General features: G+C 65.1%; 21 protein-coding genes. 14 read left to right on the top strand and 7 right to left on the bottom strand.

Features of this window, described 5'->3' with window-relative positions:
• Window positions 1-138 precede the first annotated feature (138 nt).
• The 4 genes from MET49242_RS14210 to MET49242_RS14195 all read right to left on the bottom strand — a co-directional run bounded on the left by MET49242_RS14210 (window position 139) and on the right by MET49242_RS14195 (window position 3,961).
• Entirely contained in the window at window positions 139-726 is a 588-nt protein-coding gene (locus tag MET49242_RS14210) for a sulfotransferase family 2 domain-containing protein (protein ID WP_036283808.1), read from the bottom strand.
• On the bottom strand, window positions 726-1,916 hold the full coding sequence (locus MET49242_RS14205) for a DUF563 domain-containing protein (RefSeq protein ID WP_144259628.1): 1,191 nt from the start codon (window positions 1,914-1,916) through the stop codon (window positions 726-728). Before MET49242_RS14205 ends, MET49242_RS14210 begins: the two co-directional genes overlap by 1 nt.
• Before the next feature lie 579 nt (window positions 1,917-2,495).
• Window positions 2,496-3,473, bottom strand: a complete 978-nt coding sequence (bioB, locus tag MET49242_RS14200) for a biotin synthase BioB (RefSeq protein ID WP_036283802.1) — start codon at window positions 3,471-3,473, stop codon at window positions 2,496-2,498.
• 8 nt (window positions 3,474-3,481) lie between these two features.
• Entirely contained in the window at window positions 3,482-3,961 is a 480-nt protein-coding gene (locus MET49242_RS14195) for a hypothetical protein (protein WP_036283799.1), read from the bottom strand.
• A 329-nt stretch (window positions 3,962-4,290) separates the two neighbouring features.
• Between MET49242_RS14195 and ppc the strand changes: the two genes are divergently transcribed.
• Window positions 4,291-7,107 carry a phosphoenolpyruvate carboxylase gene (ppc, locus tag MET49242_RS14190; RefSeq protein ID WP_036283796.1) on the top strand — a complete coding sequence of 939 codons (2,817 nt, stop codon included), beginning with the start codon at window positions 4,291-4,293 and terminating at the stop codon, window positions 7,105-7,107.
• Between the two features lie 26 nt (window positions 7,108-7,133).
• Here ppc and MET49242_RS14185 read toward each other — a convergent pair whose 3' ends face one another.
• Window positions 7,134-8,939, bottom strand: a complete 1,806-nt coding sequence (locus tag MET49242_RS14185; RefSeq protein WP_036283793.1) for a bifunctional diguanylate cyclase/phosphodiesterase — start codon at window positions 8,937-8,939, stop codon at window positions 7,134-7,136.
• Window positions 8,940-9,167: 228 nt separating this feature from the next.
• On the opposite strand from MET49242_RS14185, the gene MET49242_RS14180 reads away from it, so the two are divergent.
• On the top strand, window positions 9,168-9,506 hold the full coding sequence (locus tag MET49242_RS14180) for a rhodanese-like domain-containing protein (protein WP_036283790.1): 339 nt from the start codon (window positions 9,168-9,170) through the stop codon (window positions 9,504-9,506).
• On the opposite strand, the gene dgcA is transcribed toward MET49242_RS14180, so the two are convergent.
• On the bottom strand, window positions 9,507-10,490 hold the full coding sequence (gene dgcA / locus MET49242_RS14175) for an N-acetyl-D-Glu racemase DgcA (RefSeq protein ID WP_036283788.1): 984 nt from the start codon (window positions 10,488-10,490) through the stop codon (window positions 9,507-9,509).
• A 121-nt stretch (window positions 10,491-10,611) separates the two neighbouring features.
• On the opposite strand from dgcA, the gene MET49242_RS14170 reads away from it, so the two are divergent.
• Genes MET49242_RS14170 through MET49242_RS14155 form a run of 4 tightly spaced genes read left to right on the top strand, consistent with a single transcriptional unit; the run spans window position 10,612 to window position 14,176 of the window.
• Window positions 10,612-11,754: an ABC transporter permease gene (locus MET49242_RS14170; protein WP_036283785.1), complete on the top strand. Its 1,143-nt coding sequence runs from the start codon at window positions 10,612-10,614 to the stop codon at window positions 11,752-11,754.
• 8 nt (window positions 11,755-11,762) lie between these two features.
• Window positions 11,763-12,617 carry an ABC transporter ATP-binding protein gene (locus MET49242_RS14165; protein ID WP_036288190.1) on the top strand — a complete coding sequence of 285 codons (855 nt, stop codon included), beginning with the start codon at window positions 11,763-11,765 and terminating at the stop codon, window positions 12,615-12,617.
• Window positions 12,590-13,495, top strand: coding sequence for an MlaD family protein (locus MET49242_RS14160; protein ID WP_036283782.1), 906 nt, complete (start codon window positions 12,590-12,592; stop codon window positions 13,493-13,495). The genes MET49242_RS14165 and MET49242_RS14160 overlap by 28 nt, the downstream gene beginning before the upstream one ends.
• Window positions 13,496-13,534: 39 nt before the next feature.
• Window positions 13,535-14,176, top strand: a complete 642-nt coding sequence (locus tag MET49242_RS14155) for an ABC-type transport auxiliary lipoprotein family protein (RefSeq protein WP_051134210.1) — start codon at window positions 13,535-13,537, stop codon at window positions 14,174-14,176.
• On the opposite strand, the gene MET49242_RS14150 is transcribed toward MET49242_RS14155, so the two are convergent.
• Window positions 14,177-14,983, bottom strand: coding sequence for a methyltransferase domain-containing protein (locus tag MET49242_RS14150; protein ID WP_036283779.1), 807 nt, complete (start codon window positions 14,981-14,983; stop codon window positions 14,177-14,179).
• Window positions 14,984-15,272: 289 nt separating this feature from the next.
• Between MET49242_RS14150 and MET49242_RS14145 the strand changes: the two genes are divergently transcribed.
• The 8 genes from MET49242_RS14145 (at window position 15,273) to infB (ending at window position 23,801) form a co-directional block, all read left to right on the top strand.
• Window positions 15,273-15,662: a 2Fe-2S iron-sulfur cluster-binding protein gene (locus tag MET49242_RS14145; protein ID WP_227966278.1), complete on the top strand. Its 390-nt coding sequence runs from the start codon at window positions 15,273-15,275 to the stop codon at window positions 15,660-15,662.
• Between the two features lie 230 nt (window positions 15,663-15,892).
• Window positions 15,893-16,942, top strand: coding sequence for an NAD(P)/FAD-dependent oxidoreductase (locus MET49242_RS14140; RefSeq protein ID WP_036288181.1), 1,050 nt, complete (start codon window positions 15,893-15,895; stop codon window positions 16,940-16,942).
• A gap of 2 nt (window positions 16,943-16,944) precedes the next feature.
• Window positions 16,945-17,637 carry a 4'-phosphopantetheinyl transferase superfamily protein gene (locus tag MET49242_RS14135; RefSeq protein ID WP_144259627.1) on the top strand — a complete coding sequence of 231 codons (693 nt, stop codon included), beginning with the start codon at window positions 16,945-16,947 and terminating at the stop codon, window positions 17,635-17,637.
• Window positions 17,638-17,692: 55 nt separating this feature from the next.
• On the top strand, window positions 17,693-17,884 hold the full coding sequence (locus tag MET49242_RS14130; protein WP_036283776.1) for a DUF6494 family protein: 192 nt from the start codon (window positions 17,693-17,695) through the stop codon (window positions 17,882-17,884).
• A gap of 169 nt (window positions 17,885-18,053) precedes the next feature.
• A complete protein-coding gene (gene rimP / locus MET49242_RS14125; protein ID WP_036288175.1) occupies window positions 18,054-18,821 on the top strand; it encodes a ribosome maturation factor RimP in 768 nt (255 codons plus the stop codon).
• Window positions 18,822-18,824: 3 nt separating this feature from the next.
• The gene (gene nusA / locus MET49242_RS14120) at window positions 18,825-20,423 is read left to right on the top strand and encodes a transcription termination factor NusA (protein ID WP_036283773.1); all 1,599 of its coding nucleotides are present in this window, start codon (window positions 18,825-18,827) and stop codon (window positions 20,421-20,423) included.
• Window positions 20,420-21,178, top strand: coding sequence for an RNA-binding protein (locus tag MET49242_RS14115; RefSeq protein ID WP_036283770.1), 759 nt, complete (start codon window positions 20,420-20,422; stop codon window positions 21,176-21,178). The genes nusA and MET49242_RS14115 overlap by 4 nt, the downstream gene beginning before the upstream one ends.
• Entirely contained in the window at window positions 21,171-23,801 is a 2,631-nt protein-coding gene (gene infB / locus MET49242_RS14110) for a translation initiation factor IF-2 (protein WP_036283767.1), read from the top strand. Before MET49242_RS14115 ends, infB begins: the two co-directional genes overlap by 8 nt.
• The last annotated feature ends 123 nt before the right edge of the window (window positions 23,802-23,924 follow it).

The raw sequence follows: 23,924 nt of genomic DNA, 5'->3' as shown, positions 1-23,924 counted from the left end.
AGTTCGAGCCGGGGAACGGGTGAGGCGGGTGAGCTTCGGCAAAAGTCGGTTGTCGCTCAGGAACCGTGAGACATTCGTGATCCGATGGAACCTACGGCGTATCAACTTCGCGGGCGAGGGGGATTCTGCGCGGCGATGTCAATACCCAAATCGATCAAAGTCCTCGCGATAAATATTTTCGACGAGGCTCAGAGCGTCTTTCGATAGAGCCAGGTTTTCAGGCGCATCGCCGCTCGACATTTCATGCCCGGGACTTAATGCTAGTTTGGTTCCGGGCATCAGAGCTTCCAGTCTGGCCGTCACGGCGCTCAGCCCATCCTCCAGTTTGAAGACCTCCGCGGAAGGGAGGAGGAAATCGACCATTGGCCGCAGATGGTTGTCATAGACAAAGTTGTTTTTTTGAAAGGCGGCGAGGCTGGAAACCAGCCATTCGTTGAATTCAGTCTCGAGCTTGAAGAAGCGGCGTCTCCACTTGTATTCTGACTTCAGCCTCGAAACCGGATGGCGAACGGTCATGAAAATATAATCCAGTTCTTTCACATTGAAGAGCTGCTCGATCATTTTGCCGTGAAAATGCTGAGGCGAACATGGAAAGACGCCCGGACGAAACTCTCGATCGAGAAAGCCAACGCAGTAGCGCGCAAGGCAAAATTCGATAGTGGTTCCCCCCGCCTTGGGAACATGCACAAAAAGCGCCAACTTACCGTCCATCTTATAGAGCGGCATTACATTTCTCCGTTCACAAAGTCTAACGCTTGTGAAACTACGTCGCAGGGCACGCTGAATTTTTGGATGGGAATAGGGCCCGCCGTATTAGGCGGCGGCGCCAGCACCGGCTTGCCGTCATCGCCGAGAATAAAAATATTTGCCTGTCCCCGAACGAGACCGATTGCTTGCTGGACCATGTTTATCCAGTTGAGCGCAATTACGTGAGTTTTTTGTTGCGCAAAGATGGAATTATGCAGCGCTGAGCCATATTCACCCAGGATGCTCTTGGCTCGGGCAAACATCGAAATTTGCTGCGCCAGCGGCAATTTCTCGGGACACACTTCGGAGTAGCCATAATCTATTGCAATCCGCTTGATTTCCTCCCAATTTTCGAGGTCGCGGAAATTGGCGGCGATGTTCTCCCTCGACACGAGAATCTTGTCAGGCATGACGTCGTTGGCATATAAAGATTGGCATTTATTCGCCAGCTCGTCGAAAAATTTCCTGTGAAAGGGAGTAAGCAAATACATTTTACATTGAGAAGGAATCAGGCAGTTTTTCACCAGCGCTCCCTCTTCACTCAACATCTCCACTATGACCGCATCGGGAATGGCAATGCGGATGAAATCAGCAACGAACCCCGGCTCGGAGTGGCCGAGCAGAATCGGGATTTTCATGCCGTGATCATAGTAATGCTTTACGAGCGCCAGCTTCGGAAAAACCTCAAGTAAGGAGTGCCCATAAATTTTCGAAAGAAAATGACTGATGACGAAGGCATGCTCAAGAACAAGATCTGGCGGCGCAGAGTTGAATTGATCGTGCTTATTTTTCCTGACGGGGTTGCTGAATAATTGCTCCAGGTAGCCGGGGAACTCCTCATCCGGCAAAAATAGGGCGTCCTTCGAATATAGGACGCTGGCCCCGACGACACGTATATTTCTGGCGATCAGCGCTGAAACGCCTCCAAGCCCACTACGATTAAGCCAGAGTTCGTTCTTGAATGGCTCCATGGACCTGGCGTTCAGGACAGAAAAAAAGTGCGTGTGACGATGGGGCTGCGGAGGTTCAAAATCAAAGCGCTGAAAGTCGCCTTGGCAGGAATCAGGCAGTGTCGAGGCGACGTTGCCCGCATTTGTCCTGGGCGCATCGATGCGTCTGATGAGCATCCAGTTTTCTCCGCAGGCGTTGATCGCGTTTCGATCAGCCACATAAGCATGCGCCTCATCCCTTTTGCAACCATCGGCAGTGAAGGGCCTTGCGGATTGTAATCTAATTTTTTCAGCAAGTTATGATTTGAAGGAATTGAATGTCGTTGAGCAGATGCGATGACCGGCGCAAAGTCTGCCGGTCGAAATGGCGCGCTCTAAAAATCGGAGCCGATCGACCTCATCATGACGACAAACGGTTCATGCGTCGCCACAGCCGGTCGACATCTGCTTCAATTATCGCGCCAATGGCGGACAACATCGTGGTCGAATTCGCGCCGACGTCCAACAACGACCATTCTGGCTGGGTTCTGCGGGCTCGCGATGTGAAATAAAACCTCAGCCATTTCGGGAATTCACCGAATTTGCTCTGGGCTGTCATTTCAAACCGAGGCTTTGGCGCAAGCAGAACTCGAAGGTCGTCCCCGTGCGAGGCGACTGCATTGTCATGCGGTCCGATGACCACATCCGCCTCTCGAAGTGTTGTTTTCGGATTGGTTGACGACCCGTAACGCCAGACGCCGAGATCATAGCCCGGCGGAGCGGCTGCTATGCGCGCCCGAATGTCGGGCGCGCCCCGGCTCAGGCCTGCGCGCAAGCTCCGCGCCCTGCTAGCGCGGTGAACAGCGCGTCGTCCTCGTTCACGCCGGCGTTGCCGGTTGTCAGCAGCTTCTCGCCGTAAAAGATCGAATTGGCGCCGGCGACGAGGCAGAGGATCTGCGCCTCGCGAGTCAGGAAGGAACGACCGGCCGACAGGCGCACGCGCGCCTTCGGCATGACGATGCGCGTCGTGGCGATCATGCGCACCAGATCGAGCGGATCGACCTGCTCGCGTTCGGCGAGCGGCGTGCCCTCGACGGCGACAAGCGTATTGATCGGCACGCTTTCGGGATGCGGATCGAAGCCGGCGAGAACCTGCAGCATGCCGGCGCGGTCGCGCACGCTCTCGCCCATGCCGATGATGCCGCCGCAGCACATCTCCAGCCCCGCGCCGCGCACCGCCTTCAGCGTTTCGAGACGGTCCTGATAGGTGCGGGTGGTGATGATGTCGCCGTAGAATTCCGGCCCCGTGTCGAGATTGTGATTGTAGGCGGTGAGCCCCGCCTCGACGAGGCGCCTCGCCTGCGATTCGTCGATCATGCCGAGCGTGACGCAGGCCTCCATGCCGAGTTCGCGCACGCCGCGCACCATGTCGATGACCGCGTCGAAACGCTTGTCCCGGGGAGCCGAGCGCCAAGCGGCGCCCATACAGAAACGATCGGCGCCGGCTTCCTTCGCGGCTCTCGCCGCGTCGAGCACGTCCGATGTCTGCATGAGATCGACGCGGTCGAGCTTGACCTCGCGGTGGTGCGCCGACTGCGGGCAGTAGGAGCAATCCTCCGGGCAGCCGCCGGTCTTGATCGAGAGGAGCGCCGCTTTCTGCACGTCGTTGACGTCATGATAACGGCGGTGGACGGCGTTGGCCTGCGCGACGAGGTCGAGCAGCGGCAGGTCGTGGATCGCGACGATCTCGTCGATGGTCCAGTCGTGGCGGATGTTGAAGTCGGCGGGAGCGTTCATGCCGCAGCTCACTTTCTGTTCTGCGAGCGCGCGGCGAGCTTTCGCTCCGGCGCCGCGGTCTGCGCCTTGGCGTCGGCGCGTCCGCGCAACGCCATATAACCCACATAGAGCAGCGCGCCCACGTCGAAGCCGACGGTCGCCAGCACGAAGGGCGCGGGGGCGAAGGCCGAGCCCGCGCCGATATAATGCACGTAAAGCGCCCAGAACGGATGCAGCGCGAAGCCCGCGACGACGAACCAGGGGGACCCGACAATCGACAGGCCGGCGAGCGTGCCGAAGAAGGCGACGGCGGTCATCTCGAAGCCGATCCAGGTCTCGTAATTCTCCGCGCGGATGGCGAAGCCGACGTAAAGGAAGGAGACAGCGATGAGCGCATAGGCCGCGAGCAGCCCCGGCCGCGTCTTCGACCAGCGCGAAAGGACGGCGAGGCCAATGGCGAACAACAGTCCGAGCCCGGAGAAAAGGGCGATTTCCATAGTGTCGAGCATGACGTGACCGTGTAGACCGCGAGAGCGCGGGTGATTGACGAATTTTGGCCGCGGGTGGTCTATAAGCGGCGGGGCGGTTTGGAACAAGTGCCGACCCCCGCGCCCGGGCGCGGAAGCGCTCCCCCTCCGCGAAGGACTTCGAGGATGCGCCAGCTCAGCTTCCGGACCGATCGCTTCCCGACCGCGCCGGAAATCGCCGGTCAGCCCTGACGTCCGCCGCCGGAGGTCCTCCATTTTTCCGGGCCGCGTCGAAAACCCGCCGCAAGCCTGCTATAGCAGCAAGACGGCGTCTCGGGGGCGCATTCGAATTTCAAGGGTTCAGAGGGATCATGCAGGTCGACGCACAGACGAAGGAAGCGCAGGCAGCCGCAGTTCCGGCTCCGGTTCCGGCCGAAGCCGAGGCCGCGCGCAGCGACGCCTCCCTGATCGAGGACATTCGTCTGCTGGGGCGCCTCCTCGGCGACGCCGTGCGCGAGCACGAGGGGGCCGAGGCGTTCGAGCGCATCGAGACGATCCGCCGGCTGTCGGTCGCCGCCAGCCACAACAAGGACAAGGACGCGGCCGAGAAGCTCGACGCGCTTCTGCGGTCGCTGACCGCCAAGGAGGCCGGCGCCGTCATCCGCGCCTTCAGCTATTTTTCCCATCTCGCCAATATCGCGGAAGACTTGCATCCGCTGCAGCAGCGCGCGCGGGCGCAGGCCGCCGGCGGTGCGCCGACGGGGGGGCCGAGCCTCGCCCGCTCCTTCGCGACATTGCGCAAGGCGGCGGTCGGCGCAGGCAAGATCGCGGCGGCCCTGTCGCGCGGCTGGATTTCGCCCGTGCTCACGGCCCATCCGACCGAAGTGCGCCGCAAGAGCCTGCTCGACGCCGAACGGGCGATCTTCACCCTGCTCGCCGCGCGCGAGAATCTGAAGGGCAAGACCGAGCGCGCGCAGAATGAATTGCAGCTTCGCGCGCGAATCTCGCAGCTCTGGCAGACGGAGCTTCTGCGCGAGTCGCGGCTCACGGTGCGCGATGAAATCGAGAACTCGCTGAGCTATTACCGATCCACCTTCCTGCGCGAAATCCCGAAGCTCTACGGCGAGATCGAGGCGCGGCTCGAAGGTTTGCGCGTGCCGCCCTTCCTGCGCATGGGCGCCTGGGTCGGCGGCGACCGCGACGGCAATCCCAACGTCACGGTCGATTCGCTCACGACCGCGATGCGCATGCAATGCGAGACGGCGCTGCGCTATTATCTCCTCGAGGTCCACGAGCTCGGCGCGGAGCTTTCGATCTCCCGTCGCTACGCCGGCGCGACCCGCGCGCTCGAGGAGCTCGCCGCGCGTTCGGGCGACGACAATCCGCATCGCGACAACGAACCCTATCGCCGCGCGCTGATCGGCGTCTATTCCCGCCTCGCCGGCACGCTGGAAAAACTCACCGGCGGGCAGGCCGTGCGCCACGCGCTCGCGCCCGGCGAGCCTTACGCCAATTCATGGGCTTTCCTCGCCGATCTGGTGACGATCGACGAATCGCTGCGCGTGCATCACAGCGAGGTGATCGCCACGCAACGCCTCGAACCGCTGATCCGCGCGGTGGAGGTTTTCGGATTCCATCTCGCGACGCTCGATCTGCGCCAGAGTTCCGACCGCCACGAAGAGACGCTCACCGAGCTGCTCGCCGTCGCGCGCATCGCCGACGATTACGCCGCTCTCCCGGAGGAGGAAAAACAGCAGCTGCTGATGCAGCTCCTGCGCGACCCGCGGCCCGTGCGCCTGCCGGGAAGGATCTACAGCGAGCGCGCCATGAGCGAACTCGCGATCCTCGAACGCGCGGTCGAGATGCGCCGTCTCTATGGCGACGAGGCGATACGCCATTACATCATCAGCCACACGGAGACGGTCAGCGATCTTCTCGAAGTGCTGCTGCTGCAGAAGGAATGCGGCCTGATGCGCGGCTCGCTCGATCCGCGCGACGCCGATTCCTCGGCCGCCGACCTCATCGTCGTGCCCCTCTTCGAGACGATCGGCGACCTGCGCAACGCCGCCCCGATCATGCGCGACTTCTATGCGCTGCCGGGCATCGCGAAACTCGTCGTCAGCTCCGGCGGCCAGCAGGACATCATGCTCGGCTATTCGGACTCCAACAAGGACGGCGGCATTCTCACGAGCATCTGGGAGCTTTATCGCGCCTCGACCGCGCTCGCGGAATTCTTCTCCTCCATGCCCAACATCACCATGCGGCTGTTCCACGGCCGCGGCGGCACGGTGGGGCGCGGCGGCGGCCCGAGCTACGACGCCATTCTCGCCCAGCCGCCGGGCACAGTGAACGGCCAGATCCGCCTCACCGAACAGGGCGAGGTGATCGCGGCGAAATACGCCAATCCGCAGATCGGCCATGTCAATCTGGAGCTGCTCGTAGCGGCGACTCTGGAGGCCACGCTCCTCTCCCAGCACAAGGCGCCGCCGCCGGAGTTTCTGGAGATCGCGGAAGAACTTTCGCAGGCCGGCATGGCCGCCTATCGCGGGCTCGTCTACGAGACCGACGACTTCGTCGACTATTTCTTCTCCTCGACGCCAATCTCGGAAATCGCCTCGCTCAACATCGGCTCGCGTCCGGCCTCGCGCAAACCCTCGCGCAAGATCGAGGATCTGCGCGCCATTCCGTGGAGCTTCTCATGGGCGCAGGCGCGCGTCGCGCTGCCCGGCTGGTATGGTTTCGGCTCGGCGATCGCGGGCTATCTGAAGACCGACCACAAGGCGCGCCTCGAGCTTTTACGCCGCATGGCCCATGAATGGCCCTTCTTCCGCTCGCTCCTGTCCAACATCGACATGATCCTGTCGAAGACCGACCTCTCGATTGCGCGCCATTACGCCGGGCTCGTCGAGGATCGCGCGCTGGCCGACCGCATCTTCGGCATGATCGAGGCCGAGCATGCGCGCTCCGTCGACGCGCTGGAGAAGATTCTGGGCTCGAAGGAGCGGCTCGCGGACAATCCGGCGCTGGCGCGTTCGATCAAGCACCGTTTCCCCTATATCGCGCCGCTCAACTATCTGCAGGTCGAGCTCATCCGGCGCCATCGCTCCGGCATGACCGACGCCGAGATTCGCGAGGGCATTCTGACGTCGATCAACGGCGTGTCGGCAGGCCTGCGCAATACAGGCTGAGCGCCGATCGACGGCGCGCGCTGTCCTCAAATCGCGGGAATCGCGCGCCGCGCCCCTTCCTCGGGGGCCGGGCGAGACTCGGCGCGGCCGTAATAGGCGCCCTGGAAATAATCCACGCCCCATTCGCGGAGGATTTCGGCGGTCTCTTCGTCCTCGACCCATTCGGCGACCGTCTCAAGTTCGAGATGGCGCGCGAGGTCGATGAGCGTGCGCACGAAGAACCGGTCGTCGGCCGAGGTCGAGATGTTCTGCACAAAGGCGCCGTCGATCTTCACGAGGTCGAAGGCGAGATCGCGCAGATTGCGGAAGGAGGTGTGGCCGGCTCCGAAATCGTCCATCGCCACCTTGACTCCGAGGCGCTTGCAGGAGGCGATGAGATTTCGCGTCGTCTCGAAATCCTCGATCATGCTCGTCTCGGTTATCTCGACGATGAGACGCTGCGCGACGCTGGGATTGATCGTGATCGCGCTCGCGAGGCGATCCGGCCATTCGGGATCGAGAATCGAGGCCATCGAGCAATTGACCGACACGCGCAGATCGGGCTCCGCCGCGAGCCGTTCGAGCGCGAGCTCCATCACGCGCTGGTCGAGAAGGCGGACGAGGCCGGCCTTTTCCGCCACCGGGAGGATCGTGGCCGGCGCGACCATCGAACCATCCGCCAGACGCACGCGCAGCAGCGCCTCATGGAACGCGACCTTGCCGTTCGCGGCGTGCACGATCGGCTGGAAGGCGAGTTCGACACGCCGGTCGTTCAGTGCGGAAACGATGCTGTCGGCGACCTGAAGGGCGCGCAGCCGCGCGTCCTCGCGCGCGAGCGAGGCGGTGTAGGCGACGAAGCGCTTGCCATTGCCCTGGCGGGCGACGTCGAGCGCCTCCTCGGCGTGCTGGAAGAGAATTTGCGGCGCGCGGCCCTCGCGCGGCCCGATGACGCCGCCGATGCGGATCGTCGCCGGGATAGCGCCGGCCGAGGTCTCGAAGGGCGTCTCCTTCACCAGATCGAGCAGGCGGCGGGCGACGGAGAGCGTCTGCTCGGTGTCGCAATTGTCGAGCACCAGCGCGAATTTGTTGCCCGCGTGCCGCGCGACGATGTCGCAGACGCGGACATTCGCCCGCAGTCGCCGCGCAAGGCCCGCGATCACCTCGTCGCCCGCGTCATAGCCATAGGTGCGGTTGAGCGCGAAGAGGTTTTCCAGCGCGACCAGCATGACCGCGAAAGGCTTGCGGTTGCGTTCGCTCTGCGTGAGGAAGCGCTGCACGTGTTCGGAGAGCTGGGCGCGGTTCAGAACGCCGGTCAGCGGATCGATCTGCGAGCCGAGCGCGAGCTTGCGCTCCATTTCATGGCGCTCGGTCACGACGCGCACGACGCCATGGGCGCGCGCCGGCCGTCCGTCCGAATCGGCGAACCAGCGGCCGGTGTCCTCGACCCAGACGGGCTGCGCCGGGCCATGTTCGCGCGGGGGCGCGAGCGCATAGACGACCTGATAGGCGACTCCCTCGCCGGAATCCTTCGCCTCGGACTGCATGACGACGTCATAGCGGGAGGCGACGCTTTCGGTGGCGATCCTTTCGCCGAAAGCGAGTCCCGTCCCGAGATCGCAGGCGGCGATCGGCCCCAGCGCCTCCGCGAGATTGGCGCCCCAGTCGAGCCGGTCCGTCGCAATGTCCCAATGGTAGACGACCTCTCCGATCGACGACAGGATCGCGCGCGCGTCCGGACCGAAGGCGGGCTCGGCCGCAGCCGGCGGCGGGGCGAGCGGCGTCTTGAGGATGGAGGAGGGCGGACGGGAAACGGGGGCCTCTGCGCCGCGATTGGCGATATGCCGCAATTGCATGAGTGCAGAACTTCCAGCGCTTAAGCTTCGGACGCCAGAGCTTCGCCGACAATTGTAAATTCGGCGTTGCGGAAATCTTCAGATCAGCCGGATTCAGCTACGGAGTTTCCGCGAACCGCCGGAGGGTTGCCAAATCCTTTTGTAAAAACAGTTGTCTACATCGGCGCTGGACGATCGTCGAGCGGCGTGCGAAGGACGCGGGACGCAAAAATTCCGGGGATAGAAAAGATGACCCTCTCCGCCCCCTTCAACGACATCGCCCTCGACGAGCTCAAGGCCGGCCTCGCCGACGGCTCGATCCTTCTCGTGGACGTGCGCGAGGCGGAGGAATACGCCGCCGGCCATATCGAGGGCGCGCTGTTCAATCCGCTGTCGAAATTCGATCCCTCGAAACTGCCGGTCGCGGGCGAGGGCCAGAAGGTCGTGATCTATTGCCGCTCCGGCCGCCGGTCGGTGAGCGCCATGGAGCAGGCGCGGCTCGCGGGCCGCCGCGACGCCGACACCCATTTCGGCGGCGGCATACTCGCCTGGCTCAACGCCGGCGAGCCGGTTGTCGAGGGGATGTAGTCAGCCCCACAGCGCCGGGGGCGGCGGCATCAGGGTCGAGCCTTCATAGGCAAGGCCGGGCTCCCGATCTTTTGCAAGCAGCAGCGGCCCGTCGAGGTCGACGAATTCCGCCATCTGCCCGATGAGCGTCGCCGGGGCCATGGCGAGCGACGTGCCCACCATGCAGCCCGCCATGATGGCGAAGCCCTGCGCCTGCGCCGCCTGCGCCATGGCCAGCGCCTCGGTCAGGCCGCCGGTCTTGTCGAGCTTGATGTTGACCGCGTCGTAGCGTCCCCTGAGGCCGGCGAGCGAAGCGGTCTCATGGGCGCTTTCGTCTGCGCAGATCGGAATCGGGTGGGCGATTTTCGCGAGCATTTCGTCCCGGCCGGCCGGCAGCGGCTGCTCGACCAGCGCCACGCCGAATCGGGCGCAGGCGTCCAGCTGGGCGACGAGCGAGTCCTCGCTCCACGCCTCGTTGGCGTCGACAATGAGCCGGGCGTGCGGCGCGCCCTCGCGCACGGCGGCGAGCCGGGCGTCGTCGCCTTCGCCGGCGAGTTTCACCTTCAGCAGCGGCCGGTCGGCGGCCATCAGGGCCGCGGCGCGCATTTCCTCGGGCGTCCCGACCGAGAGCGTATAGGCGGTGACGAGGGGAACAAGGCGCGCGAAGCCCGCCGCCGCATGGGCGCGCCGGCCGCCGGCCTTGGCCTCGAGATCCCACATGGCGCAATCGACCGCGTTGCGCGCGGCGCCGGCGGGCAAAAGACTTTGCAGCGCTGCGCGATCGGCCCCCGCCTCGATTTCGGCGCGCGCGCTTTCGATCGCGGCGCAGACGCTCTCGACGCTTTCTCCATAGCGCGCATAGGGCACGCATTCGCCGCGCCCGATCTGGCCGCCGGCGCGCAGCGTCGCGGTTACGACGCGCGCCTCGGTCTTGGCGCCACGGGAAATCACGAATCGGCCCGCAATTGGAAACGCCTCGACGGCGAGCGTCAGCTCGATACGCAAGTTTTTGCTCCGATTACAATCATTTCGTCAGGTTCTTGCGCTCGCAATGTGCGCGGACGCGCTTGCTGACCGCAATTCACGAAGTTAAGACATTTTGCAAGACATTACGAAACGAGCTCGCATGACCGTCGACGCCGTTCATCATCCTCCCGACGTCGTGATTGCAAACGGCGGCGAGCGTCTGGCGCTTTCGGGCGACTGGATCCTTATCGCTTCGCGCCGGCTCGAGCAGAAGGCGCAGCAGCTCGTCGACGAGGGCGGGCGCGTGAAATTCGTCACGATCGATCTCTCCGGCGTCGAGAAGCTCGACACCGCCGGCGCATGGCTCATCAACCGCGCGCGGCATGAGCTCGCGCACGCCGATGTCGGCGTAGCGCTCGCGCACGCGCGGCCCGAGCATCACACCATGCTCGAGGAAGCGGCGTTCCGGGAATTCGAGAAACCGCCGCGCCGGCGCTTCAACGCGATTGTCGATCTTCTCGCCGATCTCGGCGCTTCTGTCGTCGACGCGCTTCGCGAGTTCTATCGCGGCGTCGCCTTTCTCGGCGAATTCATCGCGGCGATGGCTTATGTCGCCACCCACCCGGGGCATTTTCGCTTCACGTCGCTCGTCTTTCACATGGAGACGATCGGCTTTCGCAGCGCGCCGATCATCGTTCTCATCAATCTGCTGGTCGGCGCCATCGTCGCGCAGCAGGGCATCTTCCAGCTGCTGAAATTCGGGGCGTCCAGCTACACCGTCAGCCTCATCGGCATTCTGGTGCTGCGCGAACTGGGCGTATTGCTCACCTCCATCATGATCGCGGGACGTTCGGGCTCGGCGATCACCGCCGAAATCGGCTCGATGAAAATGCGCGAGGAGATCGACGCGCTGCGCGTCATGGGCCTCTCGCCGATCGAGGTGCTGATCGCGCCGCGCGTGCTGGCGCTGATCGTCTCGCTGCCGATTCTCACCTTCATCGCCGACATGGCGGCGCTGTTTGGCGGCCTGCTGGTGTCGTGGAGCTACGGCGGAATCAGCCCGGCGGCCTTCCTGTCGCTGCTGAAGGAGGCGATCGCCCTTCACACATTCCTCGTCGGAATGATCAAGGCCCCTTTCATGGCGTTGGTCATCGGCCTGATCGCGGCGATGGATGGTCTGGAGACGAAGGGCTCCGCGGAATCGCTGGGCCGACAGGTGACGTCGTCGGTGGTCAAGTCGATCTTCATGGTGATCGTGCTCGACGGACTCTTCGCCATATTTTTTGCGTCGATCGACTATTGAGCGAGCCGATGACGAACCTCTCCGCAAACACACGGGACGCGCTGCAGACGGCGACGAGCGGCGTCATCATCAGCGTGCGCGATCTCGTCGTGGGCTTCGGCGAAAAACTCGTCATGAATGGCCTGAACCTCGACGTCTATCGCGGCGAGGTGCTGGGTTTCGTGGGCGGCTCGGGTCAGGGCAAATCCGTGCTGATGCGCGCGATCCTCGGCCTCGTGCCGACGCGCGCGGGCTCGATCCGCATCTTTGGTCAGAACCGGGACGCATTGCCGCCCGCGGCGCGACGGGCGCTGGAGCAGCGCTGGGGCGTGCTGTTTCAGAATGGCGCGCTGTTCTCCGGCCTGACCGTGAAACAGAACATCCAGATGCCGATGCGCGAGACGCGCGACCTTTCGCCCCGGCTGATGGACGAGCTCGCCATGCTCAAGATCGAGCTCGTCGGTCTCAAGCCGGACGCCGCCGACAAATTTCCGTCGGAATTGTCGGGCGGCATGGTGAAGCGCGCCGCGCTGGCGCGCGCGCTGGCGCTGGACCCGGAACTCGTCTTTCTGGACGAGCCGACCTCGGGCCTCGACCCGATCGGGGCCGCAGAGTTCGACGACCTCATCGCGACGCTGCAGCAGACGCTCGGGCTGACGGTCTTCATGGTGACGCATGATCTCGACAGCCTTTACTCCATCTGCGACAGGGTCGCGGCGCTGGCCGAAGGGCGAGTGATCGCCGCCGGTCCGCTGCCGAGCCTGCTCGCATCCGACCATCCCTGGCTGCGCGCCTATTTCCACGGCGTTCGCGGCGGAAGACTGACCGCCACGATCGCCGACCAAGAGGACGAAGAATGGAAACCCGCGCCAATTACGCCCTGATCGGCGCCTTCACGCTGGCGATCGCCTTCGCGGCCTTCGGCTTCGTCTACTGGTTCTCCGGCCCGAGCCAGATCGGCCGGCAGGAGACCTATCAGATCGTCTTCTCGGGCGCGGTGTCAGGTCTGACCCGCGGCTCGGGCGTTCTGTTCAACGGCGTCAAGGTCGGCGAGGTGACGCATCTCGCCATATCGGAGAGCGATCCGAGCAAGGTCGACGTCGAGGTCAAGATCGACAACAGGACGCCGGTCAAGACCGATACGCGCGCGCGCCTGGAAACCCGCGGCTTCACCGGCGTCGCCGACGTGCTGCTCGTCGGCGGAACGCCCCGCGCGCCCAAGCTCGTCGCGCAACCGGGCCAGCGCTATCCGCAGATTCAGGCCGAACGCTCGGAAATCCAGAATCTGCTCGGCAATGTGCAGCATCTCTCGACGAAAGCCGCCGAAGTTCTGGTGAAGCTCGACAAACTCCTCGACCAGAACAGCGACTCGATCACCGCGACGTTGAAGAACGCCGAGACCTTCACCAAGACGCTCGCCGATAATTCGAGCGCGGTGACGGCCTTCATGCGCGACGCCGCCGACGTCGCCCATTCGCTGAAGCCCGTTGCGGCGCGGCTCGACAAGGTGCTCGCGGCCGGAGAGGCGAGGCTCAAGGCGATCGATCCGCGCAAGATCAAGGAGATTACCGGCAACATCGCCGGCGCTTCCGCCAACATCAACAAATTCTCAGCCACGGGCCTGCGCCAGTACGAGGCGCTCGCCGTCGACGGCCGCAAGGCTGTCGACACGCTCGACCGGACCCTGCGTTCGATCGAGAAGGACCCGTCGCAATTCATCTTCGGTCCGTCTCAGACCGTGCCGGAGTATCAGGGGCGATAAGGCGTCTTCAAGTCTTTGGGCGAATTGGATAATAGGACCATGGCGCGCCGAAATGGCCCGCATGTGAAGACGGGGCGACGGGGCGGCATGGAGATCGAGGGGTTCAGCACGGCGCGCGGCGGTGCGGTGGGGGCGCTGGTCCTCTTTGCGCTTGCGCTTGCCGGCTGCGCCCAGCCCCCCCGCCAGACATTCGATCTCGCCGGCGCGGTTTCGGCTGCGCGGGCCGCGCCGCTCAGGTCGGGCCCCGCGCTGATCGTGCGGGAGCCGGCCGCCGTCCAGCCGACAGGCTCCGACAGGGTCGTCGTGCGGGACGTGGACGGCAGCGTGTCGGTTCTGCCGGGCGTGCAATGGTCGGAGCGCCTGCCGCGGCTTTTCCAGAACCGCCTGATCGAGGCCATGCAGCGCGCCGGCGTCCCCGCCGGGCAGATCAGCCTCGGCGCGACAGCCGCGCTTGCGACCGATATCCGCCGGTTCGAGATCGACGTCGCGCGCAGCATCGCCGTCGTCGAGATCGAGGCGAGGCTCGTCAGCGAGTCGAACGGCGCGACCCGGGCGGCCCAGCTCTTCACCGCCGAGGCGCCGGCGCCCGAGCACACCGGCGCTCCCGCCGTCCATGCGCTCGGCGAGGCGTCGGCGACTGTGGCGGCGCGAATTGCAGTCTGGGCGCGAGGGAGGATGTAACTACTTCCGAACCACCCCCTTGCATTCGAAAATATTCAGACAGGCGAGAAAAGTTCCCTTCCCGGACGCCCTCTCGGCGGCGGCCTGCCAGTCATCTGCTTCCTGCGCGGACAATACGCCCGCCGCGACGCAATTCTTCTTCAATCTGGGCAGATCGAAAACGACGTTCGCGTCGTCGAGTCGCGTCAGGACGAGCGCCCGCGCGCGCCAGCGGATTTCCTCGACGCCGGATTTTTCGAACAGCTGGCCGATTTCCCGCCCCATATGGGGGTTGGCGATCGATTCCAGCCATTTTCCCGCCATCCTCGCGCCGGCCTCGTCGTCGCCGTTGAATAAAAAGAAGGTTCCCCAATCCGGCTCCGAAGCGACGATCCGGCCGCCCGACCGGGTCACGCGAATCATTTCTTCGATCGCGGCGAGGGGGGACGTCATGTGCTGAAGCGACCGATCGATTCTCGCGGCGTGGAAACTATCGTCCGGAAAGGACAGGCGGACCGCGTCGCCGCTGAAAAAGCTGGCGTTGGGCAGATGGGCGGCCCTCGATCTCGCGACGCCGAGAAAACTTTCGCTCCTGTCGACGCCGACAAATTCCGCCTGCGGAAAAAGTTTAGCCATTTCGATGACGTCGAAGCCCACGCCACAGGCGACATCCAGGATTCGCTTTTTCCCCGTTATCTCGAGCGCGTCCCATGTATTGGCCTTGTAGGCCCTGAAGAACGGCAATCCATTCATGAAATCGAGACAGTGCAGGAGATCGGCCTGCATGGGGCCGTCCGCGTCGCGGAATGCAACTGCGACATCGCTCATCAGGTTCGCCTCAACTTTTTCGCAAAACGTCGACCTGAGCGCTTGATAGCATTGCACAGGGAATCGCGCCCGTCCGCAGCTCCTCCCCGGGGATTCGTCGGGCGCCGCCGCCGCGATTGCACGCAAGTTGCGCAAGGGGCTAGCGCGGCAAACGGCCGGATGCTAATCGAACGGCAAAGCATCGAGCTGTGTCCGACGCGGCCGAACGGCGGGCAAGGCTGCGTCGGGGCTATGAAAAATCGGCTTGGCCCGGCGCGGCCGGCGATCTCACAGGGAAGAGACAGGCGTCATGGTGAAAATGAACTTCCACGACACAGTGGCCCGCTACGGTGCCGAACCGGGCGGCGGCGCGCCGACCAAGGTGAAGATCACCTTCGTCGATTCCCAGGGTCAGGCGCGCACGGTGGAGGGCGAAGTGGGCTCCACTGTGATGGAGACCGCGCGCCGCAACGACATTCCCGAGATCGCCGCAGAATGCGGCGGCGCCTGCGCCTGCGCCACCTGCCATGTCTATGTCGACGAAAACTGGACGGAAAAGGCCGGCAAGCCGTCGCAGATGGAAGAGGATATGCTCGACTTCGCCTTCGACGTGAAGCCGAACTCCCGCCTGTGCTGCCAGATCACGGTCCGTCCCGAGCTTGACGGCCTCGTGGTGACCACTCCCGCCCAGCAGGGCTGACGCTCCGGCTGCGGCGCAAACCCGCCGCAGCGGATTCGTGTTGCATCGCCCGACAAATGCTATAGACGAACCTTGCGCGGCGGATCGAGCATCCGCCGGTCGGCCGGTTGCGCCCGCGATAGCAAACGTCTGCGCCCCCGATCCCTCGCGACGGTTCGTGATTGATTCCCCGACCGACCGGCGCGGCGCGGCGCTGTCCGCCCATTGAGAAAGTCGTTAAGGATCTCGCCATGAACCAGCTCAACGAAGCCGCGATCGAAACCGATGTCGTCATCGTCGGCGCCGGCCCGGCCGGCCTTTTCGCGGTGTTCGAACTGGGACTGCTCGACATCAGGTCGCATGTCATCGATATTCTGCCGCGCGCCGGCGGACAGTGCTCGGAGCTCTATCCCGAGAAGCCGATCTACGACATTCCCGGCCTGCCGATCGTCACCGGCCAGGAGCTGACCGACAATCTCCTCAAGCAGATCGAACCCTTCCATCCGACCTTCCATTTCAACGAAATGGTCGAGACGCTGACGTCGCTCGGCACGGCGGAGAAGCCCTCCTTCCGCGTCACCACCGACGCGGGCAAGGTTTTTCACGCCAAGGTCGTGATCGTCGCGGCCGGGGGCGGCTCCTTCCAGCCCAAGAAGCCCCCGATCCCGAACATCGAGAGCTATGAGGGCAAGTCGGTCTTCTACGCCGTGCGCCGGATGGAGGATTTCCGCGACAGGGACGTCGTGATCGTCGGCGGCGGCGATTCGGCGCTCGACTGGACGCTGAACCTTCAGCCCGTGGCGAAGAGCCTCACCCTCGTCCATCGCCGCGACGCCTTCCGCGCCGCGCCGCATTCGGTGTCGGCGATGCAGGAGCTGGTGGCGGCCGGCAAGATCAGCTTCAGGCTCGGTCAGATCACGGCGGTCGAGGGCGCCGACGGCGAGATGACCCATGCGACGCTGAAGGGCAACGACGGCGCCGAGGAGAAGCTCTCCTGCGAGCGGCTGATGCCCTTCTTCGGCCTCACCATGAAGCTCGGCCCCGTCGCCGACTGGGGGCTCAATCTCAACGAGAATCTCATCCCGGTCGATACGGAGAAGTTCGAGACCAGCCACCCGGGCATCTTCGCGGTCGGCGACATCAATTATTATCCGGGCAAGCTGAAGCTCATTCTCTCGGGGTTCCACGAGGGCGCGCTCGCGGCGCAGAAGGCGCATCGCTACATCTATCCCGAGAAGAAGCTTTTGTTCCAGTACACGACCTCTTCCACCAATTTGCAGAAGAAGCTCGGCGTCTCCTGAGCGTGAAGGTCGCGGTCCGGGCGCTGGAGGTTTCGGGCGTTGCGCCCGAAGAGTGGCCGGCGCTCGCCGCGATGCTGGACGAGGACGAGCGCGCGCGGGCCGCGCGCTTTCATTTCGAAGACGACCGGCGATCTTATGTCGCCGCCCACGCCCTGCTGCGCGCGGAACTCTCGAAACGCGCGGACCGGCCTCCGCAGGACTGGCGCTTCGCCGCGGCGGCCCGGGGCAAGCCCTATCTCGTCGATCCGCCGCGCGATCTGCGCTTCAGCCTGACGCATACGCGCGGCATGGCGGCCGTGGCGGTCACGGAGGGCCTCGAGATCGGCGTCGATGCGGAGTCGGCGGACCGTCGCGCCGACAACATGAAAGTCGCCGAACGCTTCTTCTCGCCCGAGGAGGTCGCGCTGCTCCGCGCCCTGGACGGCGACGCGCGCCGCGAGGCGTTTTTCGCGATCTGGACGCTGAAAGAGGCGGTCGTGAAGGCGACCGGCCAGGGGCTCGTGCGGGCGCTGGACAGTTTCGCCGTGGCGTTCGATCCGCCGCGCGTCACGATGCGCGACGGCTCGGCGCAAAATTGGAGCGCCGCGCATTGGCGGCGGGGATTGTTTCATTTCGCGGTTGCGGCGCAATGCGTCGATGCGAAGGCGACCTTCGAAGAACGGGACGCCGCCGCTCTTTTGCGCCACGCGGATTGAAGTGGTTCCGACGGGCGATAGTTACCGAGAGGTTTCGTAACGCCGGAGATGCGGCATGGACGAAGATTTTTTCAACATGGCCGTGCGCAAGTTTCTCAAGGAAGTCGGCGTCACCTCGCAGCGGGAAATCGAGCGCGTGGTGCGTGAACACGACATACCCGGCGGCAAGCTGAAATTGCGCATGACGCTGCAGGCCGATGGCACGCCGCTGCGGCATATCGTCGAGACGGAAATCGACGTAAGGTGAGGCGCTCGGCGGCTCGGCGGTTTTCCTTGCGTTCCGTCGCCCTTCAGGTGTATAAGGCCCCAAATTCCATCTCATAAACGATCATTCTCGGGTGATCGCCGATTGAGAGTGGGCCCCTCGGGGACCCGCTCTTTTTTGTTTGGCGGACCCGAAAGCGCAGGACCAGGGCTTGACGCAGAACGACGCCGCAAACATCGACGCCCCGCTGGACGAGCCGCGTCTCGTCTCCGAGACGGGCGTCGCCGCGCGCGTGGCGCATCTCGCCGAGCCGGTGCTGGCGCAGCTCGGCTTCCGTCTCGTTCGCGTGCGGCTCTTGCAGCAGAACGGCCAGACCCTTCAGATCATGGCGGAGCGGCCCGACGGAACCATGACCATCGACGATTGCGAGGCGGCGAGCCAGGCGTTGTCGCCGGAACTCGATGTCGCCGACGTCATCGCCAATGAATATCGCCTCGAAATCTCGTCGCCGGGGGTCGATCGGCCGCTGGTGCGCGTCTCAGATTTCGCCCGCGCCGTCGGGCATGAGGCGCGGATAGAGCTGACCCATCCGGTCGAATCGGGCCGCAAGCGCTTTCGCGGCGTTATTCAGGCGGTCGAAGGCGAAGGCCGCAACGCGAAACTGACTCTGGAGCGCCTCGACGCGCGTTCCGACGAAGAGAAAACCGTTGTCCTGCCGCTCGCCGATCTCGACGAGGGCAAGCTGATGCTGACCGAGGCGCTGATCCGCGAGTCGCTGCGCGCCGGCAAGCTCCAGCAGGCGGCCGGTGAAGAAGAAGACGCGGCGGACGAGGACGAGCGCCCCCGCCGCGGACCGGGCCGTTTCCGCGGCCCGAACAGGCAAAAGCCTAAACCGCTGGTTCCCGCCGGCGTGCAAACGCAATTCAAAAAGGGCGGCGGGCCGACAAAACCCCGCGCGACCCGCTCCGAGGGAGACTGACCCATGGCCGTCAGCGCCAACCGACTTGAAATTCTGCAGATCGCCGACGCGGTCGCGCGCGAAAAGTCGATCGATCGCAGCATCGTGATTGCCTCGATGGAGGACGCGCTGCAGAAGGCGGCGCGCTCACGCTACGGGCAGGAGACCGAGGTTCGCGCCGAGATCAATCCCCGCACGGGCGAAGTGCGCTTCTCCCGCCTGCTCGAGGTGGTCGACAAGGTCGAGAACGACGCGACGCAGATTGCGATCGAGGACGCGCGCAAGCGCAACCCGGCGGCGCAGGCCGGCGACTGGATTTCCGAGACGCTGCCGCCCTTCGATTTCGGGCGCATCGCCGCGCAGTCCGCCAAGCAGATCATCGTGCAGAAGGTGCGCGAGGCCGAGCGCGACCGCCAGTACGAGGAATTCAAGGACCGCATCGGCGAGATCGTCAACGGCGTCGTCAAGCGCGTCGAATATGGCAATGTGATCATCGATCTCGGCCGCGGCGAAGGCGTGATCCGCCGCGACGAGATGATCCCGCGCGAAATGTTTCGCCCCGGCGACCGCGCGCGCGCTTACGTCTACGACGTTCGCCGCGAGCAGCGCGGGCCGCAGATCTTCCTGTCGCGCACCCATCCGCAATTCATGGCGAAACTGTTCAAGCAGGAAGTGCCGGAGATCTACGACGGCGTGATCGAGGTGAAGTCGGTCGCCCGCGACCCGGGCTCGCGCGCCAAGATCGCCGTCGTTTCGCGCGATTCGTCGATCGATCCTGTCGGCGCCTGCGTCGGCATGCGCGGTTCGCGCGTGCAGGCGGTGGTGCAGGAGCTTCAGGGCGAGCGCATCGACATCATTCCGTGGTCGGTGGACGCCGCGACCTTCATCGTCAATGCGCTGCAGCCGGCCGAAGTGGTGAAGGTGGTGCTCGACGAGGACTCCTCGCGCATCGAGGTCGTCGTGCCGGACGACCAGCTGTCGCTCGCCATCGGCCGCCGCGGCCAGAATGTGCGCCTCGCCTCGCAGCTTACCGGCTGGGATATCGACATACTGACCGAGGCCGAGGAGTCCGAGCGCCGGCAGAAGGAATTTGTCGAGCGCACCAACACTTTCATGACGGCGATCGACGTCGACGAAGTGGTCGGCCGCCTGCTGGCGTCGGAAGGTTTCCGCTCCGTCGAGGACCTCGCCTATGTGGAGCTCAGCGAGCTCGCGTCGATCGAAGGCTTCGACGAGGACACGGCGACCGAGATCCAGAACCGCGCGCGCGCCTATCTCGACAAGCTCGAGGCCGAAAACGAAGCCCGCCGCGTCGAACTCGGCGTCTCCGACGAATTGCGCGAGATCGACGGCATGACCACCGCGATGATGGTCAGGCTCGGCGAGAACGACGTGAAGACGATGGAGGACTTCGCCGGCTGCGTGCCGGACGACCTCGTCGGCTGGAGCGAGAAGAAGGACGGCGAGACCACGAAGCACGAAGGCTTCTTCGAGGGTATCGAACTCTCGCGCGAAGAGGCCGAGGCGATGATCATGGCCGCCCGCGTGCGCGTCGGCTGGATCGAGAAACCGGCGCCCGAGGCTGAGACCGAGGCGGCCGTGGAGGGCGAAGAGCAGCATTGATCGACAGGGCGACCAGAGAAGAAGAGGCGGAAGGTTCCGAGCGGACCTGCATCGTCACGCGGCGCAAGGCGTCGCCGGAGACGATGATCCGCTTCGTGCGCGGACCGGACGGCGTGATTGCGCCGGACATTCGCGCGCGCCTTCCGGGCCGCGGCGTCTGGGTCGGCGCGCGCGCCGATCTGGTCGCGCAGGCGGCGAAGAAAAGCCTTTTCTCGCGCGGGCTGAAGGAAAAGGTCGAGGCCCCGCCGCAGCTCGCCCAGGACGTCGATCGCCTGCTCGAGGCCGATTGCCTGCAAATGCTGGCCCTCGCCAACAAGGCGGGCGCGGTCGTGACGGGCTTCAACAAGGTCGCCGACGCGCTGGCCAGGCGCGGAACGGCGGCGCTGATCGAAGCCAGCGACGGCGGGATGGACGGCAAGCGCAAGCTGCGGCAAAACGCGCGGCGCGCCGGCGATCCCGATGGGTCACAAGGGGCGGGAGGGCCGCCGGTCGTCGGCTTATTTACGTCGAGCCAATTGGATTTGGCTTTGGGACGCACAAATGTGATACATGCAGCGCTTGGCGCGGGTGGGCCGGCGGAGAGCTTTCTTGCGCGATGCCGTCGTTTGGCGGCTTACCGGGGCGTTGGACTCGACGGCGCGCCGGAAAACGCGCCGATCGCGCGGGATGAGTTGACGGGCGCTGGCGAGCGGCCGGACGAGGAACTGGAATTTATCGGGCTGGAAAAGGCCCAGGATCGGAAGCCGGATGAGTGAGAGCGAGAATAGCGGCGACAAGACTTTGACCGTCGCTCCGTCGAAGACGTTGCATCTGAAGCAGCGGCCGGCCGGAGAACAGGGCATGGTGCGCCAGAGCTTCTCCCATGGCCGCTCGAAAGTGGTCGTGGTCGAGAAGGTGAAGCGGCGCGCGCCCGGAAGCGGCGAGCCCCCTGCAAAGCCGGCGACGCCGGCTGCGCCGGCCGCGGCCGCCCCTGCGGCGCCGCCGCCGAGGCAGGAGAGTTCACGTCCGGCGCCCGCGCAAAGGTCCGGATCCGGCGTCGTGCTGCGCGCGCTGACGGATGAGGAGCGCGAGGCCCGCGCCCGCGCGCTGGTCGGCGCCCGCTCCCGCGAGGAGGAAGACCGTCGCCGCGCCGAGGCCGAGGCCAAGGCTCGCGCGGAGCGGGAGGAGCGCGAGCGCGCCGAACGCGCCGCCGCCGACGCCCGCAAGCGCGAGGAGGAAGAACGCCTCGCCCGCGAGGCCGAGTCAAAGCGCAAGTCCGAAGAGGAAGCGCGCCGTCGTCTGCCCGGCGAGGCCGCGGCCGCGCCGGCGGCTCCCGCCGCGCCCAGAGCGCCCGCAGCCGCTGCGCCCCGCGCGCCCTCTTCCGCCGCGCCGTCGCCCCGCGCCGCGACGGGCGAAACGCCCGTCAAGCGCCCGCCCGTGCGCACCATCGGCGGCTTTGCGCCGCCGACGCCCCCGCGTCCCGCGCCTTCTCGTGGCGGCGCCATGAAGGATCGCGGCCGACTGACGGTCGCCACCGCCACGGCGGGAACGGACGAAGAGCGCACGCGCTCCGTGGCCTCCTTCAAGCGCCGTCAGCAGCGCCTGTTCCGCGGCCAGGTGGAGCAGAAGGAAAAAATTTCGCGCGAAGTCGTGCTGCCGGAGACGATCACGATTCAGGAGCTCGCCAACCGCATGTCGGAGCGTGCGGTGGACGTGATCCGCCTGCTGATGAAGCAGGGCGAAATGCACAAGATCAACGACGTGATCGACGCCGACACCGCGCAGCTCGTGGCCGAGGAAATGGGCCACACGGTCAAGCGCGTCGCCGAGTCCGACGTCGAGGAGGGCCTGTTCGACACGCCGGACGTCGAGGGCGACCTCGTATCGCGTCCCCCGGTCGTCACGATCATGGGCCACGTCGACCACGGCAAGACCTCGCTGCTCGACGCCATTCGACAGGCCAATGTCGTGTCGGGCGAGGCTGGCGGCATCACCCAGCATATCGGCGCCTATCAGGTGACGGCGCCCAATGGTCATCCCGTGACCTTCATCGACACGCCCGGCCACGCGGCCTTCACCGCGATGCGCGCCCGCGGCGCCAAGGTGACGGACATCGTCGTCCTGGTTGTCGCGGCCGACGACGGCGTGATGCCCCAGACGGTCGAGGCGATCCATCATGCGCGCGCCGCGCAGGTGCCGCTGATCGTCGCGATCAACAAGATCGACAAGCCGGACGCCAAACCCGAACGTGTGCGCACCGAACTGCTGCAGCACGAGGTGCAGGTCGAAAGCATGGGCGGCGAGACGCTCGAAGTCGAAGTCTCGGCCAAGCAGAAGCTCAATCTCGACAGGCTGCTCGAGGCCATCGCCCTGCAGGCCGAGGTGCTCGACCTCAAGGCCAACGCCGACCGGCCGGCCGAAGGCACGGTCATCGAGGCGCGGCTCGACAAGGGCCGCGGCCCGGTCGCGACGATGCTCGTCCAGCGCGGCACGCTGCGGGTTGGCGACATCATCGTCGCCGGCACGCAATGGGGCCGCGTCCGCGCGCTGCTCGACGATAAGGGCGCGACGCGCCCGGAGGCGGGGCCAAGCTTCCCGGTCGAGATTCTGGGCTTCAACGGCACGCCCGAGGCCGGCGACCGCGTCGCGGTGGTCGAGTCCGAAGCCCGCGCCCGCGAGATCACGGAATATCGTGAGCGCCTGAAGCGCGACAAGCTGGCCGCCCGCGGCGGCACGGCGCGCGGCTCGCTCTCGGACATGATGAGCCAGCTCAAGGCGGCGGGCCGCAAGGAGTTCCCGCTCGTCATCAAGGGCGACGTGCAGGGATCGGTTGAAGCGATTGTGGCTGCGCTGGAGAAGCTCGGCACGGACGAGGTCGGGGCGCGCGTGGTGCACGCCGGCGTCGGCGGCATTTCGGAGTCCGACATCTCGCTCGCGGAAGCCTCGGGCGCCGCCGTCATCGGCTTCAACGTGCGCGCCCACAAGGAAGCGCGCGAGGCGGCCGAACGCGCGGGCATCGAGATCCGCTACTACAACATCATCTACAATCTCGTGGATGACGTTAAGGCGGCGATGTCCGGGCTGCTTGCGCCGACTCTTCGCGAGACGATGCTCGGCAACGCCCAGATCCTCGAGGTCTTCGACATTTCCAAGGTCGGCAAGGTCGCGGGCTGCCGCGTCACCGACGGCAATGTCGAGCGCGGCGCCAATGTCCGCCTCATCCGCGACAATGTCGTCGTCCACGAAGGCAAGCTTTCGACGCTCAAGCGCTTCAAGGACGAGGTCAAGGAGGTCACCGCCGGCCAGGAATGCGGCATGGCCTTCGAGAACTATCAGGACATGCGTCCGGGCGACGTGATCGAATGTTACCGCGTCGAGGAGATCAAGCGGACGCTGTGAGGCCGGGGGTTCGCCCCTTCACTCTCCGTCCCCCGCTCGCGCGGGCGAGGGAACGCTAACGAACGAGATTAGCGCAGTTCGTCATGACGCCCCCGATTTGCCCCCTCTCCCGCAACGCGGGGG

It is taken from the genome of Methylocystis sp. ATCC 49242 (genome assembly GCF_000188155.2).
GTDB lineage: Bacteria > Pseudomonadota > Alphaproteobacteria > Rhizobiales > Beijerinckiaceae > Methylocystis.
This window is presented reverse-complemented; position numbering and strand designations above follow the sequence as displayed.

Excerpts from the sequence above, each read along its gene's own strand:
- MET49242_RS14210 (WP_036283808.1), bottom strand. The coding sequence starts at position 726 with ATGCCGCTCTATAAGATGGACGGTAAGTTGGCGCTTTTTGTGCATGTT.
- bioB (WP_036283802.1), bottom strand. The coding sequence starts at position 3,473 with ATGAACGCTCCCGCCGACTTCAACATCCGCCACGACTGGACCATCGAC.
- MET49242_RS14195 (WP_036283799.1), bottom strand. The coding sequence starts at position 3,961 with ATGCTCGACACTATGGAAATCGCCCTTTTCTCCGGGCTCGGACTGTTG.
- ppc (WP_036283796.1), top strand. The coding sequence starts at position 4,291 with ATGCAGGTCGACGCACAGACGAAGGAAGCGCAGGCAGCCGCAGTTCCG.
- MET49242_RS14185 (WP_036283793.1), bottom strand. The coding sequence starts at position 8,939 with ATGCAATTGCGGCATATCGCCAATCGCGGCGCAGAGGCCCCCGTTTCC.
- MET49242_RS14180 (WP_036283790.1), top strand. The coding sequence starts at position 9,168 with ATGACCCTCTCCGCCCCCTTCAACGACATCGCCCTCGACGAGCTCAAG.
- MET49242_RS14170 (WP_036283785.1), top strand. The coding sequence starts at position 10,612 with ATGACCGTCGACGCCGTTCATCATCCTCCCGACGTCGTGATTGCAAAC.
- MET49242_RS14165 (WP_036288190.1), top strand. The coding sequence starts at position 11,763 with ATGACGAACCTCTCCGCAAACACACGGGACGCGCTGCAGACGGCGACG.
- MET49242_RS14160 (WP_036283782.1), top strand. The coding sequence starts at position 12,590 with ATGGAAACCCGCGCCAATTACGCCCTGATCGGCGCCTTCACGCTGGCG.
- MET49242_RS14155 (WP_051134210.1), top strand. The coding sequence starts at position 13,535 with ATGGCGCGCCGAAATGGCCCGCATGTGAAGACGGGGCGACGGGGCGGC.
- MET49242_RS14150 (WP_036283779.1), bottom strand. The coding sequence starts at position 14,983 with ATGAGCGATGTCGCAGTTGCATTCCGCGACGCGGACGGCCCCATGCAG.
- MET49242_RS14145 (WP_227966278.1), top strand. The coding sequence starts at position 15,273 with ATGGTGAAAATGAACTTCCACGACACAGTGGCCCGCTACGGTGCCGAA.
- MET49242_RS14140 (WP_036288181.1), top strand. The coding sequence starts at position 15,893 with ATGAACCAGCTCAACGAAGCCGCGATCGAAACCGATGTCGTCATCGTC.
- MET49242_RS14130 (WP_036283776.1), top strand. The coding sequence starts at position 17,693 with ATGGACGAAGATTTTTTCAACATGGCCGTGCGCAAGTTTCTCAAGGAA.
- nusA (WP_036283773.1), top strand. The coding sequence starts at position 18,825 with ATGGCCGTCAGCGCCAACCGACTTGAAATTCTGCAGATCGCCGACGCG.
- infB (WP_036283767.1), top strand. The coding sequence starts at position 21,171 with ATGAGTGAGAGCGAGAATAGCGGCGACAAGACTTTGACCGTCGCTCCG.